Origin of the sequence: Cellulophaga lytica DSM 7489, from assembly GCF_000190595.1 — a bacterium.
GTDB lineage: Bacteria > Bacteroidota > Bacteroidia > Flavobacteriales > Flavobacteriaceae > Cellulophaga > Cellulophaga lytica.
In genome coordinates this window covers 3,208,118-3,233,878 of record NC_015167.1, presented here as the reverse complement: position 1 = coordinate 3,233,878, position 25,761 = coordinate 3,208,118, and the positions used below count along the sequence as shown (strand labels likewise).

Annotated in this window: 27 protein-coding genes; 8 read left to right on the top strand and 19 right to left on the bottom strand. The window is 31.5% G+C overall.

From position 1 onward, the window contains the following. The first annotated feature begins 39 nt into the window (after positions 1–39). Entirely contained in the window at positions 40–555 is a 516-nt protein-coding gene (locus CELLY_RS14175) for a hypothetical protein (protein WP_013622380.1), read from the top strand. Positions 556–661: 106 nt separating this feature from the next. Beyond that, a complete protein-coding gene (locus tag CELLY_RS14170) occupies positions 662–1,771 on the top strand; it encodes a TlpA disulfide reductase family protein (protein WP_013622379.1) in 1,110 nt (369 codons plus the stop codon). Positions 1,772–1,844: 73 nt separating this feature from the next. Here the strand turns inward: CELLY_RS14170 and CELLY_RS14165 are convergent, their stop codons facing one another. Further along, positions 1,845–2,492 (bottom strand): rhomboid family intramembrane serine protease, encoded by a 648-nt coding sequence (locus CELLY_RS14165; protein ID WP_013622378.1) that lies wholly within the window; start codon positions 2,490–2,492, stop codon positions 1,845–1,847. Between the two features lie 58 nt (positions 2,493–2,550). Here CELLY_RS14165 and CELLY_RS14160 point away from each other — a divergent pair, with 58 nt between their 5' ends. Then, positions 2,551–3,438 (top strand): lysophospholipid acyltransferase family protein, encoded by an 888-nt coding sequence (locus CELLY_RS14160; RefSeq protein WP_013622377.1) that lies wholly within the window; start codon positions 2,551–2,553, stop codon positions 3,436–3,438. Between the two features lie 55 nt (positions 3,439–3,493). Here CELLY_RS14160 and glmM read toward each other — a convergent pair whose 3' ends face one another. Continuing rightward, the gene (glmM, locus tag CELLY_RS14155; protein WP_013622376.1) at positions 3,494–4,882 is read right to left on the bottom strand and encodes a phosphoglucosamine mutase; all 1,389 of its coding nucleotides are present in this window, start codon (positions 4,880–4,882) and stop codon (positions 3,494–3,496) included. Positions 4,883–4,977: 95 nt separating this feature from the next. On the opposite strand from glmM, the gene CELLY_RS14150 reads away from it, so the two are divergent. Then, on the top strand, positions 4,978–5,574 hold the full coding sequence (locus CELLY_RS14150; RefSeq protein WP_013622375.1) for an acyl carrier protein phosphodiesterase: 597 nt from the start codon (positions 4,978–4,980) through the stop codon (positions 5,572–5,574). Between the two features lie 18 nt (positions 5,575–5,592). On the opposite strand, the gene CELLY_RS14145 is transcribed toward CELLY_RS14150, so the two are convergent. From CELLY_RS14145 to CELLY_RS14130, 4 genes are all read right to left on the bottom strand, one after another. Beyond that, entirely contained in the window at positions 5,593–6,192 is a 600-nt protein-coding gene (locus CELLY_RS14145) for a hypothetical protein (RefSeq protein ID WP_148228910.1), read from the bottom strand. A 30-nt stretch (positions 6,193–6,222) separates the two neighbouring features. Next, a complete protein-coding gene (locus CELLY_RS14140) occupies positions 6,223–7,575 on the bottom strand; it encodes a DEAD/DEAH box helicase (protein WP_013622373.1) in 1,353 nt (450 codons plus the stop codon). A 124-nt stretch (positions 7,576–7,699) separates the two neighbouring features. Then, positions 7,700–8,149 carry a cold-shock protein gene (locus CELLY_RS14135; protein ID WP_013622372.1) on the bottom strand — a complete coding sequence of 150 codons (450 nt, stop codon included), beginning with the start codon at positions 8,147–8,149 and terminating at the stop codon, positions 7,700–7,702. A gap of 258 nt (positions 8,150–8,407) precedes the next feature. Further along, a complete protein-coding gene (locus CELLY_RS14130; RefSeq protein ID WP_013622371.1) occupies positions 8,408–8,980 on the bottom strand; it encodes a uracil-DNA glycosylase family protein in 573 nt (190 codons plus the stop codon). Between the two features lie 161 nt (positions 8,981–9,141). Between CELLY_RS14130 and CELLY_RS14125 the strand changes: the two genes are divergently transcribed. Then, positions 9,142–9,405 (top strand): hypothetical protein, encoded by a 264-nt coding sequence (locus CELLY_RS14125; protein WP_013622370.1) that lies wholly within the window; start codon positions 9,142–9,144, stop codon positions 9,403–9,405. Positions 9,406–9,476: 71 nt separating this feature from the next. Here CELLY_RS14125 and CELLY_RS14120 read toward each other — a convergent pair whose 3' ends face one another. From CELLY_RS14120 to CELLY_RS14070, 11 genes are all read right to left on the bottom strand, one after another. Beyond that, positions 9,477–10,073, bottom strand: coding sequence for a hypothetical protein (locus CELLY_RS14120; RefSeq protein ID WP_013622369.1), 597 nt, complete (start codon positions 10,071–10,073; stop codon positions 9,477–9,479). Positions 10,074–10,075: 2 nt separating this feature from the next. Continuing rightward, the gene (locus tag CELLY_RS14115; protein ID WP_013622368.1) at positions 10,076–10,564 is read right to left on the bottom strand and encodes an RNA polymerase sigma factor; all 489 of its coding nucleotides are present in this window, start codon (positions 10,562–10,564) and stop codon (positions 10,076–10,078) included. A gap of 117 nt (positions 10,565–10,681) precedes the next feature. Next, positions 10,682–11,266 carry a nucleotidyltransferase family protein gene (locus tag CELLY_RS14110; RefSeq protein ID WP_013622367.1) on the bottom strand — a complete coding sequence of 195 codons (585 nt, stop codon included), beginning with the start codon at positions 11,264–11,266 and terminating at the stop codon, positions 10,682–10,684. Between the two features lie 9 nt (positions 11,267–11,275). Beyond that, the gene (locus tag CELLY_RS14105; RefSeq protein ID WP_013622366.1) at positions 11,276–12,286 is read right to left on the bottom strand and encodes an XdhC family protein; all 1,011 of its coding nucleotides are present in this window, start codon (positions 12,284–12,286) and stop codon (positions 11,276–11,278) included. A gap of 1 nt (position 12,287) precedes the next feature. Continuing rightward, positions 12,288–13,487: a molybdopterin molybdotransferase MoeA gene (locus tag CELLY_RS14100; RefSeq protein ID WP_013622365.1), complete on the bottom strand. Its 1,200-nt coding sequence runs from the start codon at positions 13,485–13,487 to the stop codon at positions 12,288–12,290. Further along, positions 13,488–14,552: a HesA/MoeB/ThiF family protein gene (locus CELLY_RS14095; protein ID WP_013622364.1), complete on the bottom strand. Its 1,065-nt coding sequence runs from the start codon at positions 14,550–14,552 to the stop codon at positions 13,488–13,490. A 9-nt stretch (positions 14,553–14,561) separates the two neighbouring features. Beyond that, the gene (locus CELLY_RS14090; RefSeq protein ID WP_013622363.1) at positions 14,562–15,164 is read right to left on the bottom strand and encodes an NTP transferase domain-containing protein; all 603 of its coding nucleotides are present in this window, start codon (positions 15,162–15,164) and stop codon (positions 14,562–14,564) included. A 33-nt stretch (positions 15,165–15,197) separates the two neighbouring features. Then, entirely contained in the window at positions 15,198–16,181 is a 984-nt protein-coding gene (moaA, locus tag CELLY_RS14085) for a GTP 3',8-cyclase MoaA (RefSeq protein ID WP_013622362.1), read from the bottom strand. A 25-nt stretch (positions 16,182–16,206) separates the two neighbouring features. Beyond that, on the bottom strand, positions 16,207–16,452 hold the full coding sequence (locus CELLY_RS14080) for a MoaD/ThiS family protein (protein ID WP_013622361.1): 246 nt from the start codon (positions 16,450–16,452) through the stop codon (positions 16,207–16,209). Between the two features lie 2 nt (positions 16,453–16,454). After that, positions 16,455–18,620 (bottom strand): xanthine dehydrogenase family protein molybdopterin-binding subunit, encoded by a 2,166-nt coding sequence (locus CELLY_RS14075; RefSeq protein ID WP_013622360.1) that lies wholly within the window; start codon positions 18,618–18,620, stop codon positions 16,455–16,457. A gap of 24 nt (positions 18,621–18,644) precedes the next feature. Further along, positions 18,645–19,106, bottom strand: coding sequence for a (2Fe-2S)-binding protein (locus CELLY_RS14070; RefSeq protein WP_013622359.1), 462 nt, complete (start codon positions 19,104–19,106; stop codon positions 18,645–18,647). 212 nt (positions 19,107–19,318) lie between these two features. Here CELLY_RS14070 and CELLY_RS14065 point away from each other — a divergent pair, with 212 nt between their 5' ends. Continuing rightward, positions 19,319–20,419, top strand: coding sequence for a vWA domain-containing protein (locus CELLY_RS14065; RefSeq protein ID WP_013622358.1), 1,101 nt, complete (start codon positions 19,319–19,321; stop codon positions 20,417–20,419). A 170-nt stretch (positions 20,420–20,589) separates the two neighbouring features. Next, entirely contained in the window at positions 20,590–20,757 is a 168-nt protein-coding gene (locus CELLY_RS17120) for a hypothetical protein (protein WP_013622357.1), read from the top strand. Here CELLY_RS17120 and CELLY_RS14060 read toward each other — a convergent pair whose 3' ends face one another. Further along, on the bottom strand, positions 20,758–22,230 hold the full coding sequence (locus CELLY_RS14060; protein WP_013622356.1) for a M14 family zinc carboxypeptidase: 1,473 nt from the start codon (positions 22,228–22,230) through the stop codon (positions 20,758–20,760). It abuts the gene before it with no gap. An 87-nt stretch (positions 22,231–22,317) separates the two neighbouring features. On the opposite strand from CELLY_RS14060, the gene CELLY_RS14055 reads away from it, so the two are divergent. Then, a complete protein-coding gene (locus tag CELLY_RS14055; protein WP_042257098.1) occupies positions 22,318–23,652 on the top strand; it encodes a serine hydrolase domain-containing protein in 1,335 nt (444 codons plus the stop codon). A 521-nt stretch (positions 23,653–24,173) separates the two neighbouring features. Here the strand turns inward: CELLY_RS14055 and CELLY_RS14050 are convergent. Then, complete coding sequence (locus CELLY_RS14050) at positions 24,174–25,727, bottom strand: DEAD/DEAH box helicase (protein ID WP_034643977.1); 1,554 nt, start codon at positions 25,725–25,727, stop codon at positions 24,174–24,176. Positions 25,728–25,761: the final 34 nt, after the last annotated feature.

Sequence of the window (25,761 nt, the reverse complement as noted above, 5' to 3'; positions counted from 1 at the left end):
TTTAAACATCATATTTTTACATCAAAATTATATAGTATTATGAAAATCTTAAAAGTAGTTCCGTTTTTTGTTTTTTTGATAACAGCCACTCTAAGTGCTCAAGATATTGCAGAGCATACAGCAGGTTTAAGACTAGGAGATAGCAAAGGATTTGGAGCTGAATTGTCATACCAAAAAAGTTTAACAAGATATACACGTTTAGAAGCCAATTTAGGTTGGAGAGATAGCAAAAACTTTGATGCCTTTAAAGTTTCTGGTATACACCAATGGGTATTTGCTATAGACAATGGCTTTAACTGGTACTATGGTGCAGGTGCAGGTTTTGGTAGTGTAGATTTTGAGCCTATTGCAGATCCAAATAATCCTTCAAACGTTCAAAAACCAGATGGTGGTTTGTTTATTTTTGCTGCTGGTGATGTAGGTATAGAGTATAATTTTGACTTTCCATTACTAGTCTCTTTAGATATTAGACCAGAAATTGGCTTAACAGGCTACGAGCATTTTAGTGATAATTTTGACTTTGATATTGCACTTGGTCTACGATACAAGTTTTAATAGTTAAAATAAAGATAAACAAGCCCTTACCATGCAAAATGTTAAGGGCTTTTTTTATCACTTTTAGTTTACCTACATTTGTAACACATAAAAATAAAAACTTATAATGAAAAAATTACTAGTTACGCTTACTATTGCTGTATTAGCAGTGTCTTGTGGAGAAAAAACAGATTCAGTTGTACTTAACGGAAACCTAAGAGGAGATGTTGCAGATGGTACACAAGTGTTTTTAAAAACAGCAGGAGAAAACAATTCTGTTAAAGAAATAGATACTGTTACTGTAAAAGATGGCAAGTTTGTATTTAATACGCCTATACCTACTACATTAGATCCTTACTATGTATTTATTGACAAAGTAAGAGGTAATATGATGTTTTTTCCTGAACAAGGAACTATTGAAATGAGTGCTCATAAAGATAGCTTAAGAAACGTTATTATATCTGGTACACCACAAAACGATATGTTTACAGATTTTATTGAAGGATCTAAAAAAATAGGAGAAAAAGTACAATCTATACAAAAAGATTATCAAAAAGCTGCTATGGCTCAGGATACAGCTACTGTAAAAGCTTTACAAGATGAAATAAAGGAAATACAAGAAGAAGGAAAAGAGTTTGAAGTTAACTTTGTTAAAGAAAACCCTAATGCTGTAATATCTGGAATGGTAATTAACAGATTGTTTCAAAACAGAATTTTAACAGAAGATGAAATTAGCGAACTTGTTAATAATTTATCTGAAGAGGTTAAAAAGACAGCTGCAGTTACGGCTATCTTAGAAATGATAAATAAAAACAAAGCAACTTCTATTGGCGCAAAAGCACCAGAATTTACAGCTCCCAACTTAAACGGAGAACCTTTAGCATTAAAAGATGCTTTAGGCAAAGTAACAATAGTAGATTTTTGGGCGGCTTGGTGTGTACCTTGTAGAAAAGAGAATCCTAATGTTGTAAATGTATATAACAAATACCATGATAAAGGATTAAATATTGTTGGTGTTTCTTTAGATAAAAATGCAACTGAATGGAAAAAAGCTATTGAAGAAGATGGCTTACCTTGGAGTCACGTATACAATGAAAAAGACGTACAAGAAATTGCTAAATTATACAATGTAACATCTATACCTTCTACTTTTATTTTAGATGAAAAAGGTGTTATTATTGCTAAAAACCTAAGAGGAGACGACTTAGAAAAGAAAATAGCAGAATTACTACAATAGTAATTAATACTATAAAAAAAGGCCGAAACTAGTTTTAGTTTCGGCCTTTTTAATTTTTTATACTATTACAAGGTTATATTTTTCCCATTTTATCTAAAACAAATAAAACTATTATAGGTATAGCCATTAATACGACTACTAATGTATCTGTAAAAATTAAATTAGGCATAAAAAATAAGGTTGTTACATAACCTCCTATAGCACCACCAAAATGCGCTGTATGCCCAATATTACCAATTCTCTTTTTCATCCCATAAATAGAGTACAATAAATACCCTATACCAAAAACATATGCTGGCATTGGTATTGGTATAAACATAATACCCAAACGCATATTAGGCTCTAATAAAATTGCTGCATATAAAATACCTGTTACAGCACCACTTGCCCCTACTGCACTATAATAAGGCTCATCTTTATGAAAAAACAAAGCCAACAAACTGCCTGCTAATAAACTTATTACATACATAAGCACAAAGTATAAAGGTCCCATATATGCTATAACTACATTAGCAAAAAAATAAAGCGTAAACATGTTAAAAAATATGTGCGATATATCTACGTGCAAAAAGCCAGAAGTAAACATTCTTTCTTTTTGTCCTGCTTTTATACCACCAATACTAAATTTATAGCGTTCAAAAAAAGAAGTGTCTTTTAACCCTTTTAAGGTAAAAATTATATTTAAAGCTATAATGACTATTGTAACTGGGTGTAATTTCATGTTTTAACTGCTGTAGTTTAGCGTCAAATATAGTTATATTTGCATAATTTTATTCTTAATGCAGTTACTAGTTTTTATTTTAGTTTATCCTATACTTTGGGTTGTTTCTATATTACCACATACTTTATTTTATGGGGTTTCTAATATTATGTACTTTTTTGTATTTCGTGTATTTGGTTACCGTAAAAAAGTAGTTTTAGACAATTTAAAGCTTACATTTCCTAATAAGTCAGATGAGGAACTAAAAACCATTAGAATAAAATTTTATAAACATATGTGTGATATGTTTATGGAAATGGTAAAAACAATGAGCTTGTCTAAAGCTGAAGTTAAAAAAAGGTTTAATGTTGTTGATATAGACAAACTTAAAGCCATTGAAAAAAATAAAAGTATTTTATTAGTTTGTGCCCATTATGCCAATTGGGAATGGATGGTAAGTATTAATAACCTTATAGATACTGAAGGCTATGCTGTATATCAAAAAATTGCTAATAAGTATTTTGATAAATGGATAAGAAACTTAAGAGCACGCTGGAACACTACTCCTATTACACAAAAAGATACCGTAAAAACTGTTATTAGAAACGAAAAACGTGGAGTAAAAGCTATATACGGTATGGTAAGCGACCAATCTCCCCAGTACTCTAGAGCCCAACACTGGAGCAATTTTATGGGGTTAAACGTGCCTATACACAACGGAGCAGAAACTTTAGCTAGAAAACTAGATTTAGCAGTAGTGTATGCAAAAGTATCTAAAGTAAAAAGAGGATATTATAAAGTTGAATTTATACCTATAACTTTAGCTGGCAAAGAAACCGAAAAAGATTACATTACTGAAGAGTTTTTAAGACTTACTGAAGAGCAAATTAAAGAAAAACCTGAGTATTATTTATGGACGCACAAACGTTGGAAACATGCGGGTAAAAAACCTAAATTTGACAAATAAAAAAACTCATTGCCTTTAAAAGCAATGAGTTTTTTGTTTTAACACAGCCTGTATATTACAAACCTGCTACTTCTTTAATTTCTGCAATTATACGGTCTGCAAGCTTATCTGCTTCAGCCTGACTTTTGTCTTCTGTATATATTCTAATAATTGGCTCTGTGTTAGACTTACGCAAGTGTACCCAATTTTCTGCAAAATCTATCTTTACACCATCTATTGTAGATATATCTTCATTCTTATATTTATCTGCCATAGCAACCAAAATACCATCAACATCTAAACCTGGTGTTAATTGTATTTTCTTTTTGCTCATAAAATAGCTTGGGTAACTAGCTCTTAATTCTGCAACAGTACCTCCCTTTTCTGCCATAAGCATTAAAAATAAAGCTGTACCAACTAAAGAATCTCTACCATAATGACTTTCTGGGTAAATTATACCTCCATTACCTTCACCTCCAATAACTGCGTTATTAGCCTTCATTTTAGTAACTACATTTACTTCTCCAACTGCAGCAGCTTCATACGTGCCACCGTGTTTTTCTGTAATATCTCTAAGTGCTCTAGAAGAAGATAAGTTAGATACAGTATTACCTTTAGTTTTACCCAATACGTAATCTGCACAAGCAACTAAAGTATACTCTTCTCCAAACATTTCACCATCATTACTAATAAAAGCTAAACGGTCTACATCTGGGTCTACTACAATACCAAAATCGGCCTTTTCTTTAACTACCAATTCACATATATCTGCTAAATGCTCTTTTAATGGTTCTGGGTTATGAGGAAAATGACCTGTAGGATCACAATATAATTTTACAACTTCTACTCCTAATTCTTCTAACAATTTTGGTATTGCAATACCACCGGTAGAGTTTACACCATCTACAACTACTTTAAATTTAGCTGCTTTAATTATCTCTTTATCTACCAATGATAAGTTTAAAACTTCATCAATATGTATGTCTATGTAAGAGTCATTTTTTAAGATAGATCCTAAATCATCTACATCTGCAAAAGTAAAATCTTCTTTTTCTGCTATTGCTAAAATTTTAGCCCCTTGTTCTGCATTTAAAAATTCTCCTTTTTCATTTAAAAGCTTTAAAGCATTCCATTGTTTTGGGTTGTGGCTAGCCGTTAATATAATACCACCATCTGCCTTCTCTAAAGGCACTGCAATTTCTACAGTTGGTGTAGTAGACAAATCCAAATCTACTACATCTATACCTAAACCTACCAAGGTAGATACAACTAAATTCTGAATCATTTCTCCAGACAACCTAGCATCACGGCCAATAACTACTTTTAATTTATCTTTTTTAGCATACTCCTTTAACCAAATACCATAAGCAGCAGCAAATTTTACTGCATCTAATGGTGTTAAATTTTCTGAAGGCTTACCTCCTATTGTTCCTCGTATTCCCGAAATAGATTTGATTAGTGTCATATATATTATAAAAGTTTTTACAAATATACATGTACAAAAGCAATTCTTATGTTTTGAATTTGTAAATTCGATTTTAAGAATGCTAATATCGACTTATGAATTTTCTTGCACACATTTACCTTTCTTTTGAAGATGATGAAATTACTATAGGGAACTTTATAGCAGATAGCATTAGGGGAAACAAGTACAAACACTTACCTAAAAAAATACAAAAGGGAATTACCTTACACAGGCATATAGATACTTTTACAGACGCGCACAAAACGGTACGTAAAAGCACTAAAAAATTACACGAAAATTACGGACATTATAGCGGTGTAATTGTAGACATTTTTTATGACCACTTTTTAGCTAAAAATTGGAAGAATTACTCTGATACTCCTTTGGATGAATTTGTAGAAAAATTTTATGATCTTTTAGAAGACAATTATCTTATACTACCAGAAAACACAAAGCGTATGATGCCTTATATGATTGCTGATAATTGGATACTAAGTTATGCAAGCTTAACAGGTATTTCTAAGGTTTTAGACGGAATGAATAGACGTACAAAAAACAGATCTAAAATGAATTTTGCCATTGTAGATTTAAAAGAACATTACAATGAGTTTGAAGATGAGTTTACTTCTTTTTTTGAAGAGTTAACAACCTTTGCTAAACAAAAATATACGTCTTTACTTGAAGAAAAGTAAACTTTTTTTAAAAAACATCTAATTTCTTAATGTTTTTCTCAACCAAGAATTAAAAGAATTTTGAATTTGGTTATTTAAATCCATAAACCAATAAAAACCGCTCATCAAATCAATAATTTCTTCTTTCGAAATATCTAATTCAAATCTTTTTTTCGGATGAGTAATATGATTACGCCTCTTTGAAAGCTCAATCAGTTTTTGGAACCGTTTATCTCCATAATTAGGCTTATTTAATTTAAATAATTGAGAGTATAAATTTAACGTAAACCTTAAACTTGATTCAAAACTTTGAAATTCATCTCTCAATTTCACATTTCCCTTGTTGTCAAGAAAAGCTCTTTTTTCATTCAAAATAATCAATTCTGGCCAACTAATTGAATTATTACTAGATTCTTCTACAGCTAGAAATATTTTTATTATTTTCTTTGTGATATGAATATAAGTCTCAATTATAGAGAATATATTTCTAATAATTAATCTTCTGTAAAATTGATCATTAATATTATTATCAGTAAGCAAATTCCTGCTAATCCTCTCCATTTCTTCAACTGTATATTTGAATAATGATGAGGTTTCTAATAATTCATTTTTTAATGATTGTGGTATCTGCCTATTCAATCTAAATAACATTTAAACATTTAAAAAGAGTTACTTCTTCTTATTACGTTTATTATAGTTTTTATCTCCTCTTGTTTTTGGTTTCTTATATTTTCTGGCAATTTCAAACTTATAAGAACCACCTTTATTTACTTTTTTATTTTTCTCTTTCTTTTCATGAAAGCTAGCACCTCTTTCTTCTGCATTAAGATTAATAGGATTGTGGTGCTCTAAAATTTTTGGTCGCTCTTCTGGTATTAATTCTTTAGAAATTTCTACACTTTCTGGTATAGTAATAGTTGGTATTTTATAATCCATCAACTCTTCTATAGCATCCTTGTATTCTTCTTCTTTTTCTGTGTAAAACAAAATAGAATTTCCTTGTTCTTCTGCTCTACCTGTTCTACCAATACGGTGCATGTAGTTTTCAGGAAAAGTAGGCGTATCAAAATTAATTACGTGAGATATTTTATCTAAATCTAAACCACGTGCCATAACGTCTGTGGTTACCAATATTCTATTAATACCTTCATCAAACTGGTTTATAGAACGTATTCTGTAATTTTGAGTTTTATTAGAGTGAATTACACATAATTCATCAGAAAAAATTTCTTCTAAAGAATTAAATAAACGATCTGCAAAACGCTTATTGGCAACAAAAACTAATACTTTTTTATAGGTTTCTTTGTCTTTTAACAAGTGTACCAATAAATTTGCTTTGGTATAAAAGTTAGGTACAGCATAACAAGTTTGCGATATATTATCTAACGGAGTACCACTTACGGCAATAGATACTTTTTCGGGATTTATAAAAAAGTCGTTTATTAGTGTTTCTACATCATCTGTCATTGTAGCAGAAAACATAATGTTTTGCCTGCGAGTTGGTAGCAACTCAAAAATATTAGTTATCTGAAAACGAAAACCTAAATCTAGCATTACATCTACTTCATCTATAACTAATTTTTTTATAGATTTTAATTGCAAAGCTCTTGCTAAAACAAGATCATATAAACGGCCAGGTGTTGCTACAATAATATCTGATCCTTGAGATACTGCTTGTGCTTGCGTGTTCATATTTGTACCACCATAAACGCCCATTACGCGTACATTAATATACTTTGCAAAACTGTTTATTTGTTCTACAACTTGCAAAACCAATTCTCTTGTTGGCACTAAAATTAATACTCTTGGATTTTTTTGCTTAGAAAAAGCCAAATCTTGTAAAATTGGCAGCATATAAGCAAAGGTTTTCCCTGTACCTGTTTGTGCAATACCTATCATATCTTTACCAGACATAACTACCGGAAAAGCTTCTTTTTGTATAGGTGTTGGAGTTGTAAACCCTAAGTCGTCAATTGCATAATGCAATTGTTTTTTAAGATTAAAGTCAGAGAAAGATTCCATTTATAATATTTTGGACAAAGTTACAAGTTATTTTCTAGTCGTATAGTTATGACTACAAAATTAGATTTAAAAAAAACGGTCATACTAAATATGACCGTTTTATATACAATATGTTGGTATTGTACTATATTCTTTTTACACGAACGGCATTCATACCTTTCATACCTCTTTCTAGTTCGTAGCTTACTTTATCATTTTCAGATATTTCATCTATTAAACCACTAACGTGTACAAAATACTTTTCGTTATTTTCTGCGTCAATAATAAAGCCGAAACCTTTAGAAGTGTCAAAGAAAGAAACTTTACCGTTTCTTACTGGATCTTCTTCTTCCATTTCTTCTTTCTTAGGAATACCTATAACAATACTTTCTGCGTCAACTTTAACTTTTTTAGTTGGATCTGGAGGCGTATCGGTAAGGTGTCCATTTTCATCAACGTACGCAATCATATCTTCAAACTCTCCACCTTTAGAGTTTGCTTTTCTTTCTATTTTACGCTTTGCTTTTTCTTCACGTTTTTTTAAACGTTTTTTTTCTTTTTCTTTTTTACCGAATGTCTGTTGCGATCTCGCCATTAAAATTAACTATTTTTTAGAATTGTACTTAGCCTGTATAGCTCTTTAAAAAGGAATGGAGTAAATACGTAGATGGGCGACTTTTGCTTAAGAACCTGTCTAAAAAGATTTAGAATCAGGATTTATAGGAACCACGTGTTTGTGTATTTAAACTTTCTTTTAGGCTACAAATATACAAAATTTAAAATATAAATTAGTATTAAGCTGTTTTTTCAAAGTTAATTTTTTGATAATTAATGGTTTTAAAACTTTTAAGCTTTATTTTAATATTTCTTTTACTTGTATTTTAAGCTCTGGTAACACATCTGTAACAAACCATTTATTTTTTGCTTGCCATATATTATTTCTTGGAGACGGATGTGGTAGCACCATATAATTTGGCAAATATGTGTGGTAATTTTTAACCGTTTGTGTAAGTGTTTTTTCTGCTTTATTTCCTAAATAGTAAGACTGTGCATAAGCACCAATTAAAAGTGTTAAACGTACATTTTTAATACCATTTAAAATTTGCTTATGCCATAAAGGAGCGCATTCTTTTGTTGGTGGTAAATCTCCTGATTTGCCCATGCCTGGGTAACAAAAGCCCATAGGAATAATAGCTACTTTATCTGTATTATAAAAATCTTCTGTAGATATCCCCATCCAGTTTCTTAAGTTTTCTCCACTTTTATCGTTCCAAGGAATACCGGTGTTATGCACTATGCTACCTGGAGCCTGACCAACAATAACAATTTTGCTTTTTGCAGAGGCACTAACTATTGGCCGTGGCCCTAAAGCCAATTTAGCACTGCAAACAGTACACTTTTTTATTTCTGACAATAACTCTTGCATATTACACAACCAATTTAAAAATTAAAACCATGTATAGTATAAGTTTAGACGTAAAACTTTAAACAGTTATACTTTTTTTAGGTTATTAAATTAGAGGTTGCAGGTAATAATATTTAATTTTGTAAATATTTTGATTATACACACCCTTAAAAACATATATAATGAGTTTACTTTCTGATAATGTAATACCTGGTAACCACGGTAAAGTATTTACCACAAACGCAAAAGAACAAGTAGAAGTTGCTAAAGTTGTAGAAGCAATACTTACGGTTAATGGTATTAAAGATGTATTAGTAAATACTGACGTTTTTCCTGCTGAAATTACAATACAAACTACAGAAATAGTTGAAATTGAAAAAGTTGAAAACGCAGTAAAACCAACTGGCTTTCATGCAATTCCTAAAGGAGGATTATTTCAGTTATAAACACTATATTTTAAAAAAAAATAAAAGCAGCCTAATTATGGCTGCTTTTTTTTATTTTGATGCTATGCTAGTTACTCTAGTTCTTTAAGTAAGTTCTCTGCAGAACTAGTTATTTTTACATAACAATTGTATCCCCATTTAGACACAACTAATAGTAATACTACTAATACAGGAACTAACCAAAACCAAGTTGTATTTGGAGTTATAAAAACATCTTTGTTTTTATATAGTTTAGAAAAAACAGGAATAACTAATAACAATGCTACAAAATTTAAGTAAATACCTAATTGTTGTACTAATAGCAGCTTATTTTTTGCCTTTAGATATTTTTTTAACGTTACTGCATAGCTAGAAACATCAATATTTATAGCTTTAATAGCATACAAATATTTTAAAACTAAAGCTGGTAATGTTACAAAGTAAACCGTTAAAAGTACACCACACAAAGCCAAATACCACGTGTTTAATTTACCAAAATTAAAAACTATTACAATAGCAGCTACAAAGCAAACTAAAGCTCCTAAAGTTTCATAAGTTGCTAATTTTCCAAACTTGTTTTTATAACGCTCTTGTGTCATTTTCATAACTAATGTATTGGTTATTTTTTTCTGTTTTTTTAAATCTTTATCCATTTGTTGCCAAACAGCTTGCATTTCATCAATATTCATAATTATTGCTTTAAAATGTTATTCTTTAATTTTTGTTTTATTCTTGAAATTTTGGTTCCAACATTACTAGTGGTAATACCAACAATTTCTGCTATCTCTTTATATTTTTTTCCTTCTAACAGCAATAACATAAGGGCCTTTTCTAATACATTTAGCTGCTGTATTTGGGCATAAACAAGTTTTAATTGCTCTTCATAAATAGGGTTATAATCTTCTGCTTGTTGCACAATTACTTTCTCTATAGGCACACTTTTAGGTTTTTTAGTGTGCTTTTTAATTTTTGTTAATGCAGTATTTAAAGCTACTCTGTACAACCAAGTACTTATTTTAGATTGGTTATTAAAACTATCAAAAGACTTCCAGAGTTGGTACACAATATCTTGATAAAGATCTTGCTGATCTGCTTTATTATTAGTGTATACAGTGGTAACCTTAAATATTAATCCTTGGTTGTTTTGTATAAGCTCTACAAATTTTTCTTCCTTGCTCATAAGCAACTTTAATTTATAATATTAGTATAAGTTACCTTAAAAAAATCACACTTTTAAGCATAAAAAAAACCTCTAAAAATTTAGAGGTTGTTTATTTACTAAAGATTACAGACAATTTTAATGTGCAATACTGTTGTAATCTTGCTGTGTATCTACATCAATTTCTTTACCATTAGGTTCTACCATTACAATTTCACTTGCGTGTTTTATAAGAATCTCTTTAGCTCCAAAATCTTCATTTAATTCTCTTAATTCTGCATAGTATTGAGAATCAAAAATAGCAGGTACACCTACTCTTTCTCCATAGTTTGTTGCAACAATGGTACTAACCGATGTAGAAAACAGACTTACCATTTTAGTAAGGTATGCACTGTCTATTAATGGCTGATCTGCCAATGATATTAAAACAGCACTGTACTCTTCGTCTAGTTTTTGTAATTCTACAATTCCGTGAGCAATAGAACTCCCAAGTCCTTTCTTCCAATTTAGGTTGATAAAAACTTGTTCTTCTTTTACGTTAATTTGTGTTTTAATTTCGGCTGCGTTTGCACCTAGAACTACATAAACATCTAACAGAGCTGTGCCCTCTGCTTGTTGTACTGCATTACCCAAAAGTGTTGTATCCTTATAAGGTAATACTTGTTTAGTTTGTTGCATTCTAGTTGATGAACCCGCAGCTAAAATAATATTAGCTATTTTCATTGTTATAGTTTAGTTGTGTATTTTTCCAATTTTATCTTTTAATCGTATAGGTTTTGTTTTTCTTATTACTGTTAATATTTCTGCTACTATTGCTATAGAAATTTCTTGTGGTGTTTCTGCTCCTATGTGTAAACCAGCCGGACCGTGAATTACATCTAAAAAAGCATCATTTACCTCTGGATAATGTTCTATAAACTCATTTAATAATTTTTCTCTTCTGGTTGTTGGCCCTAATAAACCTATGTATATTGGCTGTGCTTTTTTTAATGCCAATAAATACTGTAGGTCTTTTACATAACTATGCGTCATTAAAACAACTGCGGTTTGGTTATCTATTTTAGAAACCTCTAGTAGCTCTGGCACAGCAACTTGTATACTCTCTGCTCCAGGAAAATCTGATAATTGTTTCTCTTCTTTAGGAATAACACAAACGGTAACTTCCCAACCCGTTAAGGCAGCATAAGATGTTAATTGTACAGCATCATGTTCTGCTCCAATAATCATTAATTTAAAACAAGGCTCTAAATTTTGAGTAAAAGCAGGTAGTTCTTTATTAAGTTGAAACTTATCATAAACTGCATATTTTTTATTAAAAAAACTAAAAACAGATCCAAAACTACCATTTTCAGCATCTTTTTGCTCAAAATATGATGTAATACTAAAATCATCTCTATCTGCTACTACTTTCCAAAACGTATCACAAAAAACTGTGTTTGGTGTAAAAGGCTCTAGCAAAACATATAAAATACCTTCACAACCTAATCTATATCTACCATCATATGTCATTACCTTAGCTACACCAGTTGTAAAAACAGTTGCAGCTTGCCTTACTACTTCTTTTTCTACACAACCACCGCTAACAGCACCAACGGTTTCTCCGTTCTCTAATATAAGCATACGTACTCCCGGACGCCTGTATGATGAGCCATTTAAGGCAACAACAGTTGCTAAAACAGTTTTTCTATTTTGCTGTTTAGCTTTAGTATAAGCCGTTACAATTTTTTTAAGTTCATGCGTCATTTTACAATAATCTCCTTGTTTGTATAAAAGGTACCAAAGTTCCTTTGTTATAACTGTTTTTGTTTGGGGCTATACAAATAAAGCCATCGCAATTTGCCAAACTGGTTAAATCACCAGAACCGTTTTCTATAATTCTGTTTGCAAGTAGTTTACCGTTAGTAAAAGTAACTTTAACACGTAAAAATAAGGTTAAACTACCTTTATTATCAAGTTCTTCGTTTAAAATAACATAATTATTAGAAACCGTTAAACCTAAGCTTTTATTTAACCAAGGTTTAAAATAAATATGGTAGTTGGCAAAAGTAGATGCTGGGTTACCTGGGAACGAAAAAATTACTGTATTAGTTGCTTTTTGAACCCCAAACCAAAATGGTTTTCCTGGTCTTTGTAATACTTTATGAAAAACTTTTTCTACGCCTAATTCTTCTAATGCTATTGGTAAAAAATCAAATTTACCCTTACTAACTCCGCCACTCAGCAACAATACATCATTAGTTTTCAAAGCTACCTCTAAAGCATCTTTTATAGCCTCCTTACTATCTTTTAAATGTAACGTTTGCGCAAGTATGTGTTCATTTAGCAAAGCCGCATATAAAGAGTTTATGTTAGATTTACGTATTTGGTGCGGTAACGGAACTTCTGCAACCTCTACCAACTCATTACCTGTAGCAATTGTTGTAATTTTAGGTAATTTTTTAACCCATACCTTAGCTGCGCCAACAGCAGAAAGCACACCAATTTCTGCTGCAGTAATTAGTGTATTTTTACGTAATACAGTAGCCCCCTTAAGCTCATCACTACCCTTTATATGTATATTTTGACCTTTAACTGGCTGTTTTTGTAATTTTGCAAAACCATTATGTATTACAACATCTTCATACATTACCACTACATCTGTACTTTTGGGTACAACTGCGCCTGTCATAATCTCTACACATGCCGTTTTATCCTTAAGTTCTATTGTAGGGTTACCTGCTGGTATTACCGCTTCAATTTTAAATAAACTTTGACCATCATTTATTGCAGAGAAAGACAATGCTATACCATCTTTTGTTGCTCTGTTAAATGGCGGAAAATCCCTATCAGCCTTAATATCTACAGCTAAAACTCTACCTACAGCATCTTTTAACAGTACTTGTTCTGTACCGTAATCTACCGTGTGTTGCAATACGCTATTATATGCTTCTTTAAATGTTATCATTTACACTATTTCTATGCTTTTAAAAGCATTTATACCACCTTCTACATTTACTACATTTATAGTTTTTTCTGCTAGTTGGTTTTGCGCTATTTTGCTACGTTTACCAGACTGACAAATAACATATGTTGTGGTATTATTTTTTATTTTAGATAGATGAAAATCTAACTCTGCAAGTGGTATATGTATAGAGTTTGGAATATGATAAACATTGTACTCATTAATAGTACGCACATCTATCAATTGAAAATTGGTATTATTATCAACTAACTCTTTAAATTCTTTAATTGTGATTGATGCTCCTGTAGCACAACCATTATCACCATAAGAATCTTCCAGTTCAGTACGTTTTAAATTCTTATTTACAGCTGCAAATTTTATTTTATTATAAGTTTGATGCAAACCATTGAATAATAATAATTCTCCAGACAACACCTCTCCTACTCCCGTTAGTAACTTTACAGTTTCTAAAGCTTGTAAATTACCAATTATACCAGGCACTACACCAAGCACTCCGTTTTCATTACAATTAGGTATTTCATTAGCAGAAGGCATATTAGGAAACAAACAACGGTATGTTGGTCCGCCTTTATAATTAAAAACGCTTAGCTGACCTTCAAAACCCTGTATTGCTCCAGAAACAAAAGGTTTGTTTAAAATAATGCAAGCATCGTTAACTAAATATCTAGTAGCAAAATTATCCGAAGCATCTACAACCACATCAAAACCAGAAACTATATCTAAAACATTATCCTTTGCTAAAAATGTATTGTACTGTTTAAATAATGTATTGCTATTTTGAGCTTTTAACTTTTCTATAGCTGTTGCTAACTTAGATGCTCCAACCTCAGCTTCTGTATACAATACCTGACGTTGTAAATTGGTAATATCTACAGTATCTGCTTCTACCAAACCCAAAGTACCAACACCCATTGCATTTAAGTATTGTAAAACAGGAATACCTAAACCGCCTACACCAACAACTAGAACCTTTGCTTTAGCTAGTTTTTCTTGTGCAGCATCACCAAACTCCTTTAAAACAGTTTGTCTAATGTACCTCATATTCATAGATAATAATTATTTAGCAAGTTGTTCTTCTATTTTTTGCAATGCAACATCATATTCTTCTTTAGAGTTTGCATTAAGCAATACTTTATCTTGTTCTGGATACACAAGTTTACAATCTGAATTAATTAAAAATTTACGCGGACAACTACCATTACCTGCATTTAAATACGCTTCAGATTTTTGCAAAGCCTCTGGCTCCCAAATTGCACATAAAGGTTCTGGTAGTTTACTTTCTTTAGTAGCAAAAGCAGTTGCCAGTTTAGTGTTATCTCTTTCTTTTATTAGTTGCTGTAGAGCAGTTAAGTCTAGCAAAGGTAAATCACAAGCTACAATCAACCAAGCTACATTAGAGTTGGTATTATATGCACTTAACAAACCATTGTACGGTCCTTTAAATTTATTTTCATCTACAATAACATTTGTAGTATTAGAAAATTCTTTTTTTTGATCTTCTCTAATACTGTAATACGTTTTACTACATAGTTGTGCTAGTAAATTGTATAAATATTCTCTTTGCGGAATATTATGGTAGGTAATTGCACCTTTGTCTGTTCCCATTCTAGTGCTTTTACCACCAGCTAATACTAGTCCGTATAGTTCCGTTTTATTCAAAATAAAAAAGTTTTAGATTGTTTATTCAGGCAATTATCCGCCAATAGATGTCATTGAATTGCTAAAAATACCATCGTATTTTTTTTGAGCTTCAAATCCTGTTTTTGCTCTACTGCCTACTGCTTTTAAAATTTGTTGTTTTACAGCTTCATCAGAATTTCCTTCTCTTAAAATAGCTCTTAAATTATTGCTTGGTTTGGCATATAGACACGTAATTACATCTCCGGTGGCAGAAATACGCAACCTGTTACAAGACCCACAAAATGTTCTACTAAAAGACGGTATTAAACCAAAAGTACTTTTATGGCCTTTAATTTTATAATTGATAGAAGTTGATGTAGCAGGAGACTCTAATTTTTCAATTTTAGGAAAAGCAGTTTTAATATGATTAAATATACTTTTGTAATCCCATTTTATGGTTGAAAACTCCTTAGAACCTCCATTAAATGGCATTTCTTCTAAAAACCTAATAGAAACGTTGTAATGCTTCATTAGTTCTAAAATAGAAATTATATCCTCTGTATTTTGTCCGTCTAAAACAATAAAATTAATACGTACATTAAAACCTTCAGAAATTAATTTAATTAAATTGCTGTAAACCGTGTCATACGTATCTCTACGTGTAATTTTATTAAAGGTTTCTTTATTTATAGCGTCTAAGCTTACATTTATATTGGTAATACCTAATTGTTTTAACTCACTAATATACGGGCCAATTAATGTTGCATTGGTGGTTATAGAGATATCATTTAAACCATTTAAAACAGCTAGTTTACGTAGTAAAACCATAAGGTCTTTGCGTACAAAAGGCTCGCCACCAGTAATTCTTATTTTATCTATTCCCTGAGACACAACAATTTCACTAAGTTTTACCAACTCTTCAATGGTAAAAAGCTTATTATTTTTGGCAAAGTTAATTCCCTCAGACGGCATACAATAATTGCAACGCAAATTGCATCGATCTGTAACAGCTAAGCGTAAATAATTTATTTTTCTATTATGATTGTCTATCAGCATTATTCTCCTTTCGTTTGTATAACTATTATCCGCCACTTACTGGTGGTATTAAAGCAACCTCATCTGTATCATTTAATATGCTATTGTGTTCTGCATAAGCATTATTAACAGCAATTGCTAATGACGACAGTTTTCTTAAATCTGGATATTTTTCCTGTAAGTAGGTATGTAAATCACCTACTGTTTTTTGTGTATTGGTTGTAAAGTTAGTAACGTCTAACACACTAGAACCTATAATATCTTTGGTTATTCCAAATAGTAAAATTTTCATATTTAACCTATAATCTCTTTTTTCTGCACTTTTAAATGTTCTGGGTTTTTAGTAAAAGGCTGTTGTGTAAACCTATGCCCTGTTACTGCTTTTAATGCATTAGCAACTGCTGCACCTGCTGGTGGTAAGGTTGGTTCTCCTAAACCTGTTGGTGCTAAATTGTTTTCTACAAAATGAGTTTCTACTACCGGAGCTTCTTTCATTCTTATTAACCTATATGTATCAAAATTTTTAGAAGAAGGCACTCCTTTATCAAAAGCAAAATCGCCATACATTGCATGACCAATACCATCTACAACACCACCTTGAGCTTGGTTTTCTGCACCTATTGGGTTTACTACAATACCGCAATCTATAACACAGGTAACCTTTTTAACTACGGGCTGGCCATTTACCACTTCTACATCTGCAACCTCTGCTACGTGAGAGTTATGACAATAATACGCAGAAAAACCTTGGTAAGTAGTATCTGAAGTTTTTCCCCAGTTAGATTTTTCTACTGCTAATTTTATAACATTCTCTAAGCGTTCTGGAGAATACTGTATTTTTTCATCTGTAGTACCTTTAACTTTTTGCAACAGGTCTAGTCTCATTTGCACACGGTCTACATTTAACTCATCTGCAAGTTCATCAAAAAAACTTTGCTCTGCAAAAGCTAAAAAATTGGTATAAGGAGCACGCCAAGCACCTGTTGTAACTTTACTTTGGTAATTTGCAGCATCAACTTTATAATTCTCTATAGCTCCAGCCGGAAAAAAGTTAGGAATTAATCCGTACATATTACCATTAACAGCAGCCTCTCTTAAATGATAGCCTGTTATTTTACCATTTTTAATAGCTGCCTTTATTTTATATTTAGATGCTGGCCGGTATATACCTGCCGTCATATCATCTTCTCTAGAGTAAACAACCTTTACCGGCTTTTTAGCCAAGTTAGATATAGTTGCTGCCTCTATAGCAAAATCTCCATATAAACGTCTGCCAAAACCACCTCCCATACGAGTCATTTCTAAATGCACCTCATCAGGCTTTCTACCTAAACTATTTGCAATACCTGCAGCAGTACGCTGTGGTGTTTGTATAGGCCCCACCAAATGAATTTTATCTGCAGTTACATTTGCATAAAAATTCATAGGTTCCATACAATTATGAGGTAAAAAAGGAGCTTCATATGTACGCTCTAATATTTTATCTGCTTCTGCAAAAGCTTTATCTACATTACCGTCTTCACGTAATACCTTAGCATCTTTATTTTGTAATAACTCTTGCAATATTTTGTTATGGTCCTCTGTACTTTCTAATTCTTCTTCAGTTTTCCACTCTGCTTTAATGGTATTTTTTGCTTTAAATGCAGACCAAGTATCTTTTGCTAGTACTGCAATTTTATTTTCAAACTCAATAACATCTATAACGTTACTAGATTCTTTAGCTTTAGAAGCATCAAAAGAAACAAGTTTTTTACCAAAAGCAGGCGGGCGCACAACTGCAGCATACACCATTCCATCTGCTTTATAATCTAAACCGAACAAAGGCTTACCTGTTATAATTTTATCAATATCTACATTTACAGCATCTGTACCAATTATGGTAAAATCTTTAGGGTCTTTTAAGGTAACATTCTCTGGAACATCTAATACTGCTGATTCAGTAACAACAGCTCCATAACCTAATGTTTCTCCTTTTGCATTTGTAATTACTCCATTTTTTGTAGTACAGCTACTAGGGTCTACTCCCCAACGGGCTGCTGCTGCATTTACTAACATTTGCCTAGCTGTAGCACCTGTTTGGCGTAGAGGCTCCCAACCAAGACGTATAGACTGGCTACCACCTGCTACTTGCCTTTGAAAGTTTACAGTATCTAAATCTCCTTGTATAACGTTTACATTGCTCCAAGCTACATCTAACTCTTCTGCTATTAACATAGGCATAGCAGTTTTTACACCCTGTCCTATTTCTGGGTTTGGAGAAAATATACTTACAGCTCCGTTTTCTGCTATTTTTATGTAGGCATTAAAATCTTTATAATCTAAGTCTGCAATATCTACAGGTGCTTTTGCATTGGGTTTACAAGAGTTAAAAAGATTAAAACCAATTAATAATCCGCCACTTGCTAAAGAGGATGTTCTTATAAAATTTCTTCTACTAAATGTTATTTTTGAGTCTGACATAGTTGTTGCTTTTAAATTGAGTGATTAGGCTAATTTATTAGCAGCAACTTCTACTGCTTTATGGATTCTATTATAAGCTGCACATCTGCAAATGTTACCGTGCATTGCACTTTTAATTTCTTCTGATGACGGACTACTATTTTTTGCTAAAAAAGCTGAAGCCGTCATTATTTGTCCCGCTTGGCAATATCCGCATTGTGGTACATCTACCTCTTTCCAAGCTTCTTGTACAGGGTGCAAACCTTCTGTAGACAAACCTTCTATTGTTGTTACCTCCTTTTCTGCTATAACACTAATTGGTGTAGAGCAACTACGCACAGCATTACCATTTATATGCACTGTACATGCACCACACTGACCAATACCACAACCAAACTTAGTACCTACTAAATTTAATTGATCTCTTAACACCCATAATAAAGGTGTATCTTCACTAACATTTACTGTTTGTTCTTTTCCGTTAATCTTTACTGTGTATGCTGGCATATTGGTTGATTTATAGGTGAAACAATTAAGAGTATAACTTTATTAAACACAATTTACCAAAAAAAATAAGATTTACTGGTACAATTTTAACTATTACTAGCTGTGTAACTATTTAATAACAAACCTTAACATTTTTTAACAGGCTTTACCATAGCAAGTCATAATTTTGTACGTTTACCGCCGTTAACACTAATGAACATAAATTATTATATATGAAATTGAATTTGAAGATTTTTTCTGTTTTTTGTTTAACGTTACTAGCTATTTCTTGTGGTAACGCAGATGATGATGTAGATTTTGACTTTAACGATAAGGGTGAATTAGGAAAAGGAACAACAGTAGATGATTGTCTTGGTTTTGGCGAGAATGATCTAATATTATCCATACAAGAACAATACACAGCTAAACCCTCTAAAGTATCAGTCTTTTTTAAAGTATCTGACGCAGACGGCAACCCTGTTGTTGGTTTAGTAGAGGATGATTTTACAATATATGAACAAGGTAGAAATGATGATTGTTTTAATAAAATATCTACTACCGAATCATCTAAAAAAATATCTCCAAACGGACAAATTTTTAATAACAGCACACTACTTGTATTAGACTTAAGTAAAAGTGTATTAGATAGTAGTTTAGACGAATTAAAAGCTGCGTCTATTAGTTTTATTAATAATGTGATGCCTGAAGAAGAAGACAAAAGTGATTCTTTTACAATGAGTATTCATTGGTTTGATGGCGAAGATAAATTACATGAGCTAAACCCATTAACTTCTTCTAGAGACGAGTTAGTTTCTGCAATAGAAAGTATTACAAGTACTATTAGCTCTGATGCCTCTACAGATTTATACGGAGCAGCAATAAGATCTACAGATTTAGCAAGTAAATATTTAGAAGATAATACTGCTAAAGATGTTATTGGTGCAGCCTCTGTAGTTTTATTTACAGATGGTACAGACCAAGCGTCTAGATACACTAAAGCTGCTGCCTTAAAAAAGGTAACAGATGCAGATCCTAACATATCTTTCTTTTCTATTGGTTTAGGTAGTGAAATTGATGCTGAAATTTTAAAAGAACTTGGTAAAACATTTAGTGTATTTGCCACTAATAAAGAAGAGTTAGAAACTACATTTAATGAGATCTCTACTAAAATATCTGAAAGAGCAAATAGTTTTTACTTATTTGAGTACTGCACTCCTAAAAGAGATGGTAGCGGCACAAGTAATTTGGTAATACAAGTAAAAAAACAAAATAGAGAAGGCGCTGTACAAACTAAATTTAGCGCAGATGGTTTTACAGGAGGTTGCGGCTTATAACAAGATTAAAATTAACACCTATAAATTAAAAGAGCTTCTGTTTAGAAGCTCTTTTTTTATGTTTAAAAAGTAGGGTTTTCCTAGCTATAGTTGTTATACTAACATACCAAGCAATTGTTATTTACACTTACAATTGCAAACCAATTACTAACACTATAACATATATTAAAATGGGAATACTAAAAGAAATTATCCACGAAAGTGCCATTGGCAACAAACCAGTAATTTACAAAGCATTTGTAATAAGTGTATTTATTAGCATTGTATTAATTAGTTTTACAATGCTAACAGCAATCCTAAGAAATCCGCAACAAGTAATTACAGGTTTTGGTTATTAATTACTTTAAAATTAGTCCGTTTTTAAAATAACCTTTTTTAGTTTTCAAATCTATTAAATACCCATTAACAATAGCGTACACTAGCTCTCCATTTTTCTCTAAAAAGAAATTAGGATTTTTACCAGGTGTTAAACGCATTACTTTAGGTAGCACATAACCAGTGTTTACTATATGTAATGGTAATTGGGTGTTTTTTAGTTTAACTGGTACTTTATCTACAGGTACATACATATACCCCTCTTTTAATAAAGCAAAAGCGTTAAGCTTAGAAAACTGCTCTAAGCTTTTTAACGTTTTTGGATATTTTTTTGCTTGTACTGCAGTATAACCTTCTGCATTAAAAGTGGTATAGCCGTAGTACGTAGACAAATCTCCTTGATCTGCTATTCTACCTATATTATAAAAATTTGTGTGCATAGGGTTATCTATTTCTGTGTGGTTAACCCCTATGTCTAACTTGTATGTTTTACCTAACAGATTATAACTAACATTCGTCATTTTTAAGTCGAACATTTTTCTATCGTTTTCAGGGATTTTATTATAATCATCTATAGCAATATTAGCATAAGATCCATTTGCAATAGTGTATATAGCAGATAAGATAGATACGTAATTTAGCTTACGTATTTCTTGTTTCTCTACATCATCATAATTACCACCAGACTCTATTAAAATAGTACTTGTTCCCCACTTTTGTATATTATCACCAAAAGCACGCGGCTCAAAATCATCATTATAACGCCCTACTTGTCCTGGTGCATATTTTTGTACAATACTGTTCATATAAACAATTACTTTCATAGCATTTGCACGTACTTCATTAATATCTTTTTCATAGTTATATGCTGGCGCTAAATAAGATATAGTAGCAGGTTTATTTGTACGCTCTGCATTATAATACGTACTTTGGTCGTGTAGGTTAAAACCAAAATTAGCCTTAAGACTATCTCTTACCCTTTTTAATGTTCTACCTTCTGGAGATTGTAGATGCAAAGCATCCCTGTTTATATCTATACCCAGTGTATTTCTACGTGTATAATATTCTGCCCCATCCGGATTTAACATTGGCAAAAAATGAAGCGTTAGCTTACTTAATATTTTTTCTTTTTCTTTCTGAAACGAATTAGCATCTAAAAAATTGAGAATATCAAAAATAGCCTGTGTTGCAGTAGGTTCATCTCCGTGCATTTGAGACCATAAAAACACATTTATTTTCCCTGTGCCTATACTCACTAAAGAAATGCTACGTCCTTCTATAGATTCACCTACTTTAGTTACCTTAAACTTAGCGTTATTAGTATACTTTTTTATTAAAGGTTGCAAGTCTTTATGTTTTATTCTTCGTTGTTTTAAAGACAATTCTTTGTATGTATTATAAGTTCTATATAAACCATTAGTTATTTCTGTTTCTTGTGCACAAACAACAACTGTAAAACTTAATATAGTTACTATACTTAAAATTAAAGATTTCATTATTGTATAAATTTATATTACTGCAAGATAATGAATGGTATTAAGCAAAATCTACTATTTTTGAAAAAGAGATTAACCAATTTTAATATGAAAAATTTAAAAAGACTTTTACTACTTATAGTGGTAGTTATAATTGTAGCTGTTGTTTATAACTACCCTAAACTTAATATGATTTCTGGCTATGCAGCAAAAAATATGGCATCTAACGTTTTTATTGCCAACAGAACTGCAGAAGCAATTAATAAGGTAGATAACAACGTTCCGTTAATAAAACTTGCCAAGTCTAAGGTAGATAATAAATCTAAAAGCGCCACATCTTCTGTCTACGGTTTAATGAGCCGTAAAGCTGTGTACAGAGACGGTTTGGGAGCTGTTTTGGTAAATGATGATTATGACCCTACTAAATTTACATTACAACCGCATAGAGATTTTACTAACACGGGATTGCCTTTTCCTTACGGTAATAAAAAACAAAAAGATACTGTTTTTGCTAATATAGATTACACTAAGTTATTAAAAGCAATAGGTTTAGGCTTCTCTAATCCTGATGTACAAAAAACAAGAAGTACAATTGTTATATACAAAGACCAAATTATTGCAGAACAATATGATGGTGGCTTTACTAAAGACACTAAAATTTTAGGTTGGTCTATGACAAAAAGTATTGTATCTACACTATATGGCATATTACAGTGCAACGGCAAATTAAACGTAAGCCAATTAGCTCCTATTCCTGAGTGGAAAAATGATAACAGAAAAAATATTACTTACAATCACTTACTACGTATGCAAAGTGGTTTAGAATGGGATGAAAACTACACTGAAATATCTGACGCTACTAAAATGCTTTTTTTAGAGTCTGATATGTCTTTAGTACAACAAAATAAGGATGCAATTGCCAAACCTACAGAGATTTGGAATTATTCTTCGGGTACATCTAACCTATTATCTGGGTTGCTTAAAAAGAAGTTTAACTCACACCAAGAGTATTTAGACTTTCCTTACACTAGTTTAATAGATAAAATAGGAATGCACTCTATGTTAATTGAAGCAGATATGGTGGGTAATTACGTAGGCTCTTCTTACGGATGGGCCACTACAAGAGATTGGGCTAAGTTTGGATTACTGTATTTACACAAGGGAAATTGGAACGGAGAAAGGATTTTTGATGCCAATTGGGTAGATTATGTTGCTAAACCAACAGCACACTCTAACGGTACCTATGGTGCACACTTTTGGCTAAATGCTGAAGGTAGGTTCCCAGATGTTCCTAAGGATATGTACTATGCAAGTGGATACCAAGGACAGTATGTTTTTATAGTACCATCTAAAAATTTAGTAGTTGTTAGAACAGGGTTGGCTACTTACCCTATTTTTGATTTAAATGGTTTTTTAGGCGGAATTGTTAAGGCTATAAAATAGATGCAAAATAGCGCTACAACATACTTACTTGTGCTAACCACAAATAAGGTACTGTTTACAACAATAAATTTTTAAAACTATATACTGATTATATATTTACAGTGTAGTTTAGTTAGAATAAAATTTTTCATTTTCATATAGTGTTCTCACAAAAGAGTCTTGTTTTTGCCGGCAAGACTCTTTTTTTTATTTAATACACTAGCTTAAGGTTAATTATTCTCTTTTTAAAAGCATTTATACAGCGCTGTAAAATTTGTTACATCAAAAAAGACTATGCTTACCACATAAAAGAGCTCTTTTACAACATAAAGTTTTAAAACCTTTATACTCTATATATATTAGTAGTGTAATTAAAATAGAATAAAATTTTCATTTTCATATAGTGTTCTCGTAAAAAGAGTCTTGTTTTTGCCGACAAGACTCTTTTTCATTTTATGCACTATTACAAACAATACATACTAAAAACAAAAAAGTGCTCAATTACTACTGAACACTTTTTGTTATTTTACTATTTATAAAAATTATTCTTCTGGCGGGTAACCGTGTATTTTTTCAAAATCTCTATCAAAATTCTCTCGTAAATAAGCTGTTAATCGCTTCTTATAATCGTCCTTTAACCAACTTAAAAAATTATAAGTACTTCTACTAATACACTTTGCATACATTTGTATACGGTAATCTATATCTACATCTAACAATTTAGCTAAGGCTAAAGCATCATAAACATCTTCGCTATTTTCTATACAAATTTTTGCATGTTGCTCTATAGAACGCTCCAATACAACTTTAGAAGATTCTCCTGCAGAAACAGCATTTACATAAGTTTCTTTAATATCAAAATAAACCTCTTCTGACTTAGCAAATTGCTCACGAATTTCTTCTGGCATTTCATGCTTAAAAGTGCTTTCTATTTCTTCATCGTTCTTTAAACGATCCATATAGAAATTAGGGTTATGAAAAATTGTTTGCCAATCTAAATCTGCTCCCCAAGGTCCAAATCTATGGTAATTATTACCTAAATCTATTACTGTAAATTTAGATTTGTTATTAAGTATACGAGAACCACGACCAATCATTTGGTAATACAAAGTTAATGACTTAGTAGCCCTGTTAAGGATAATGGTATCTATAGTAGGTTCATCAAAACCAGTAGTTAATATACTTACAGATGTTAGTATAGCATCTGGAGTTTCTTTAAACCATTTTAATATTTGTTTACGCTGTTTTTTTGTAGCTGTATTATCTAGGTGCATTACAGGAAAACCAGCATCTTTAAAAGTATAATATACCTGTATAGATGTATTAATACCGTTATTAAATATTAATGTTTTTTTACCTTTAGAGTGTTCTTTATAAGCTTCTACAAGCTTATCTAACATTGCAGTACTAGAGTATAAATCTTCAGAAGATTTTACAGTATAATCTCCATTAGAACCAATTTCTAATGAGGTTAACCCCATATTATATTGATGAACTTCTGCACGAGCCAAAAACTCATTTTCTATAAGAGAACCAATGCTTTCTCCAGTAATTAACTCATCATAATTATCTTTCATTGGCAAGTTCTTATTAGAACTTAACGGTGTTGCCGTGACACCCAATATAAAAGATTTATCAAAAAACTTAAATAATTTAGTAAATGAGTTGTAGTGTGCCTCATCAATAATAACCAATCCAATATCAGAAATATCTAACATATCGTCATTCAAACGATTGTTAAGTGTTTCTACCATTGCTACAAAACAGCTATACCTTTCTTGGTCATCTAAATTAGCAGTACTATTTACCACCTTACTTATTACACCAAAACTATCTAACATTTTAGATGTTTGGTTACACAGCTCTACACGGTGTGTCATTATTAACACCTTTTTTTGGTGGTGCTTTAAGTATTGCCTAACTATTTCAGAAAAAATAACAGTTTTACCACCACCTGTTGGTAATTGGTATAGTAAGTGATGGTCATCTGGAGCTGTTTCAAATCGCTCAAAAATTTCATTTAAAGCTCCTTTTTGGTAGTCATACAGCTCTTTATCTGTCTTCTTTTCTTGTAGTTCGAAAGCAGTCTTCGTCATAGTATCCATATCTAATTGGGCTGCAAAAATACGC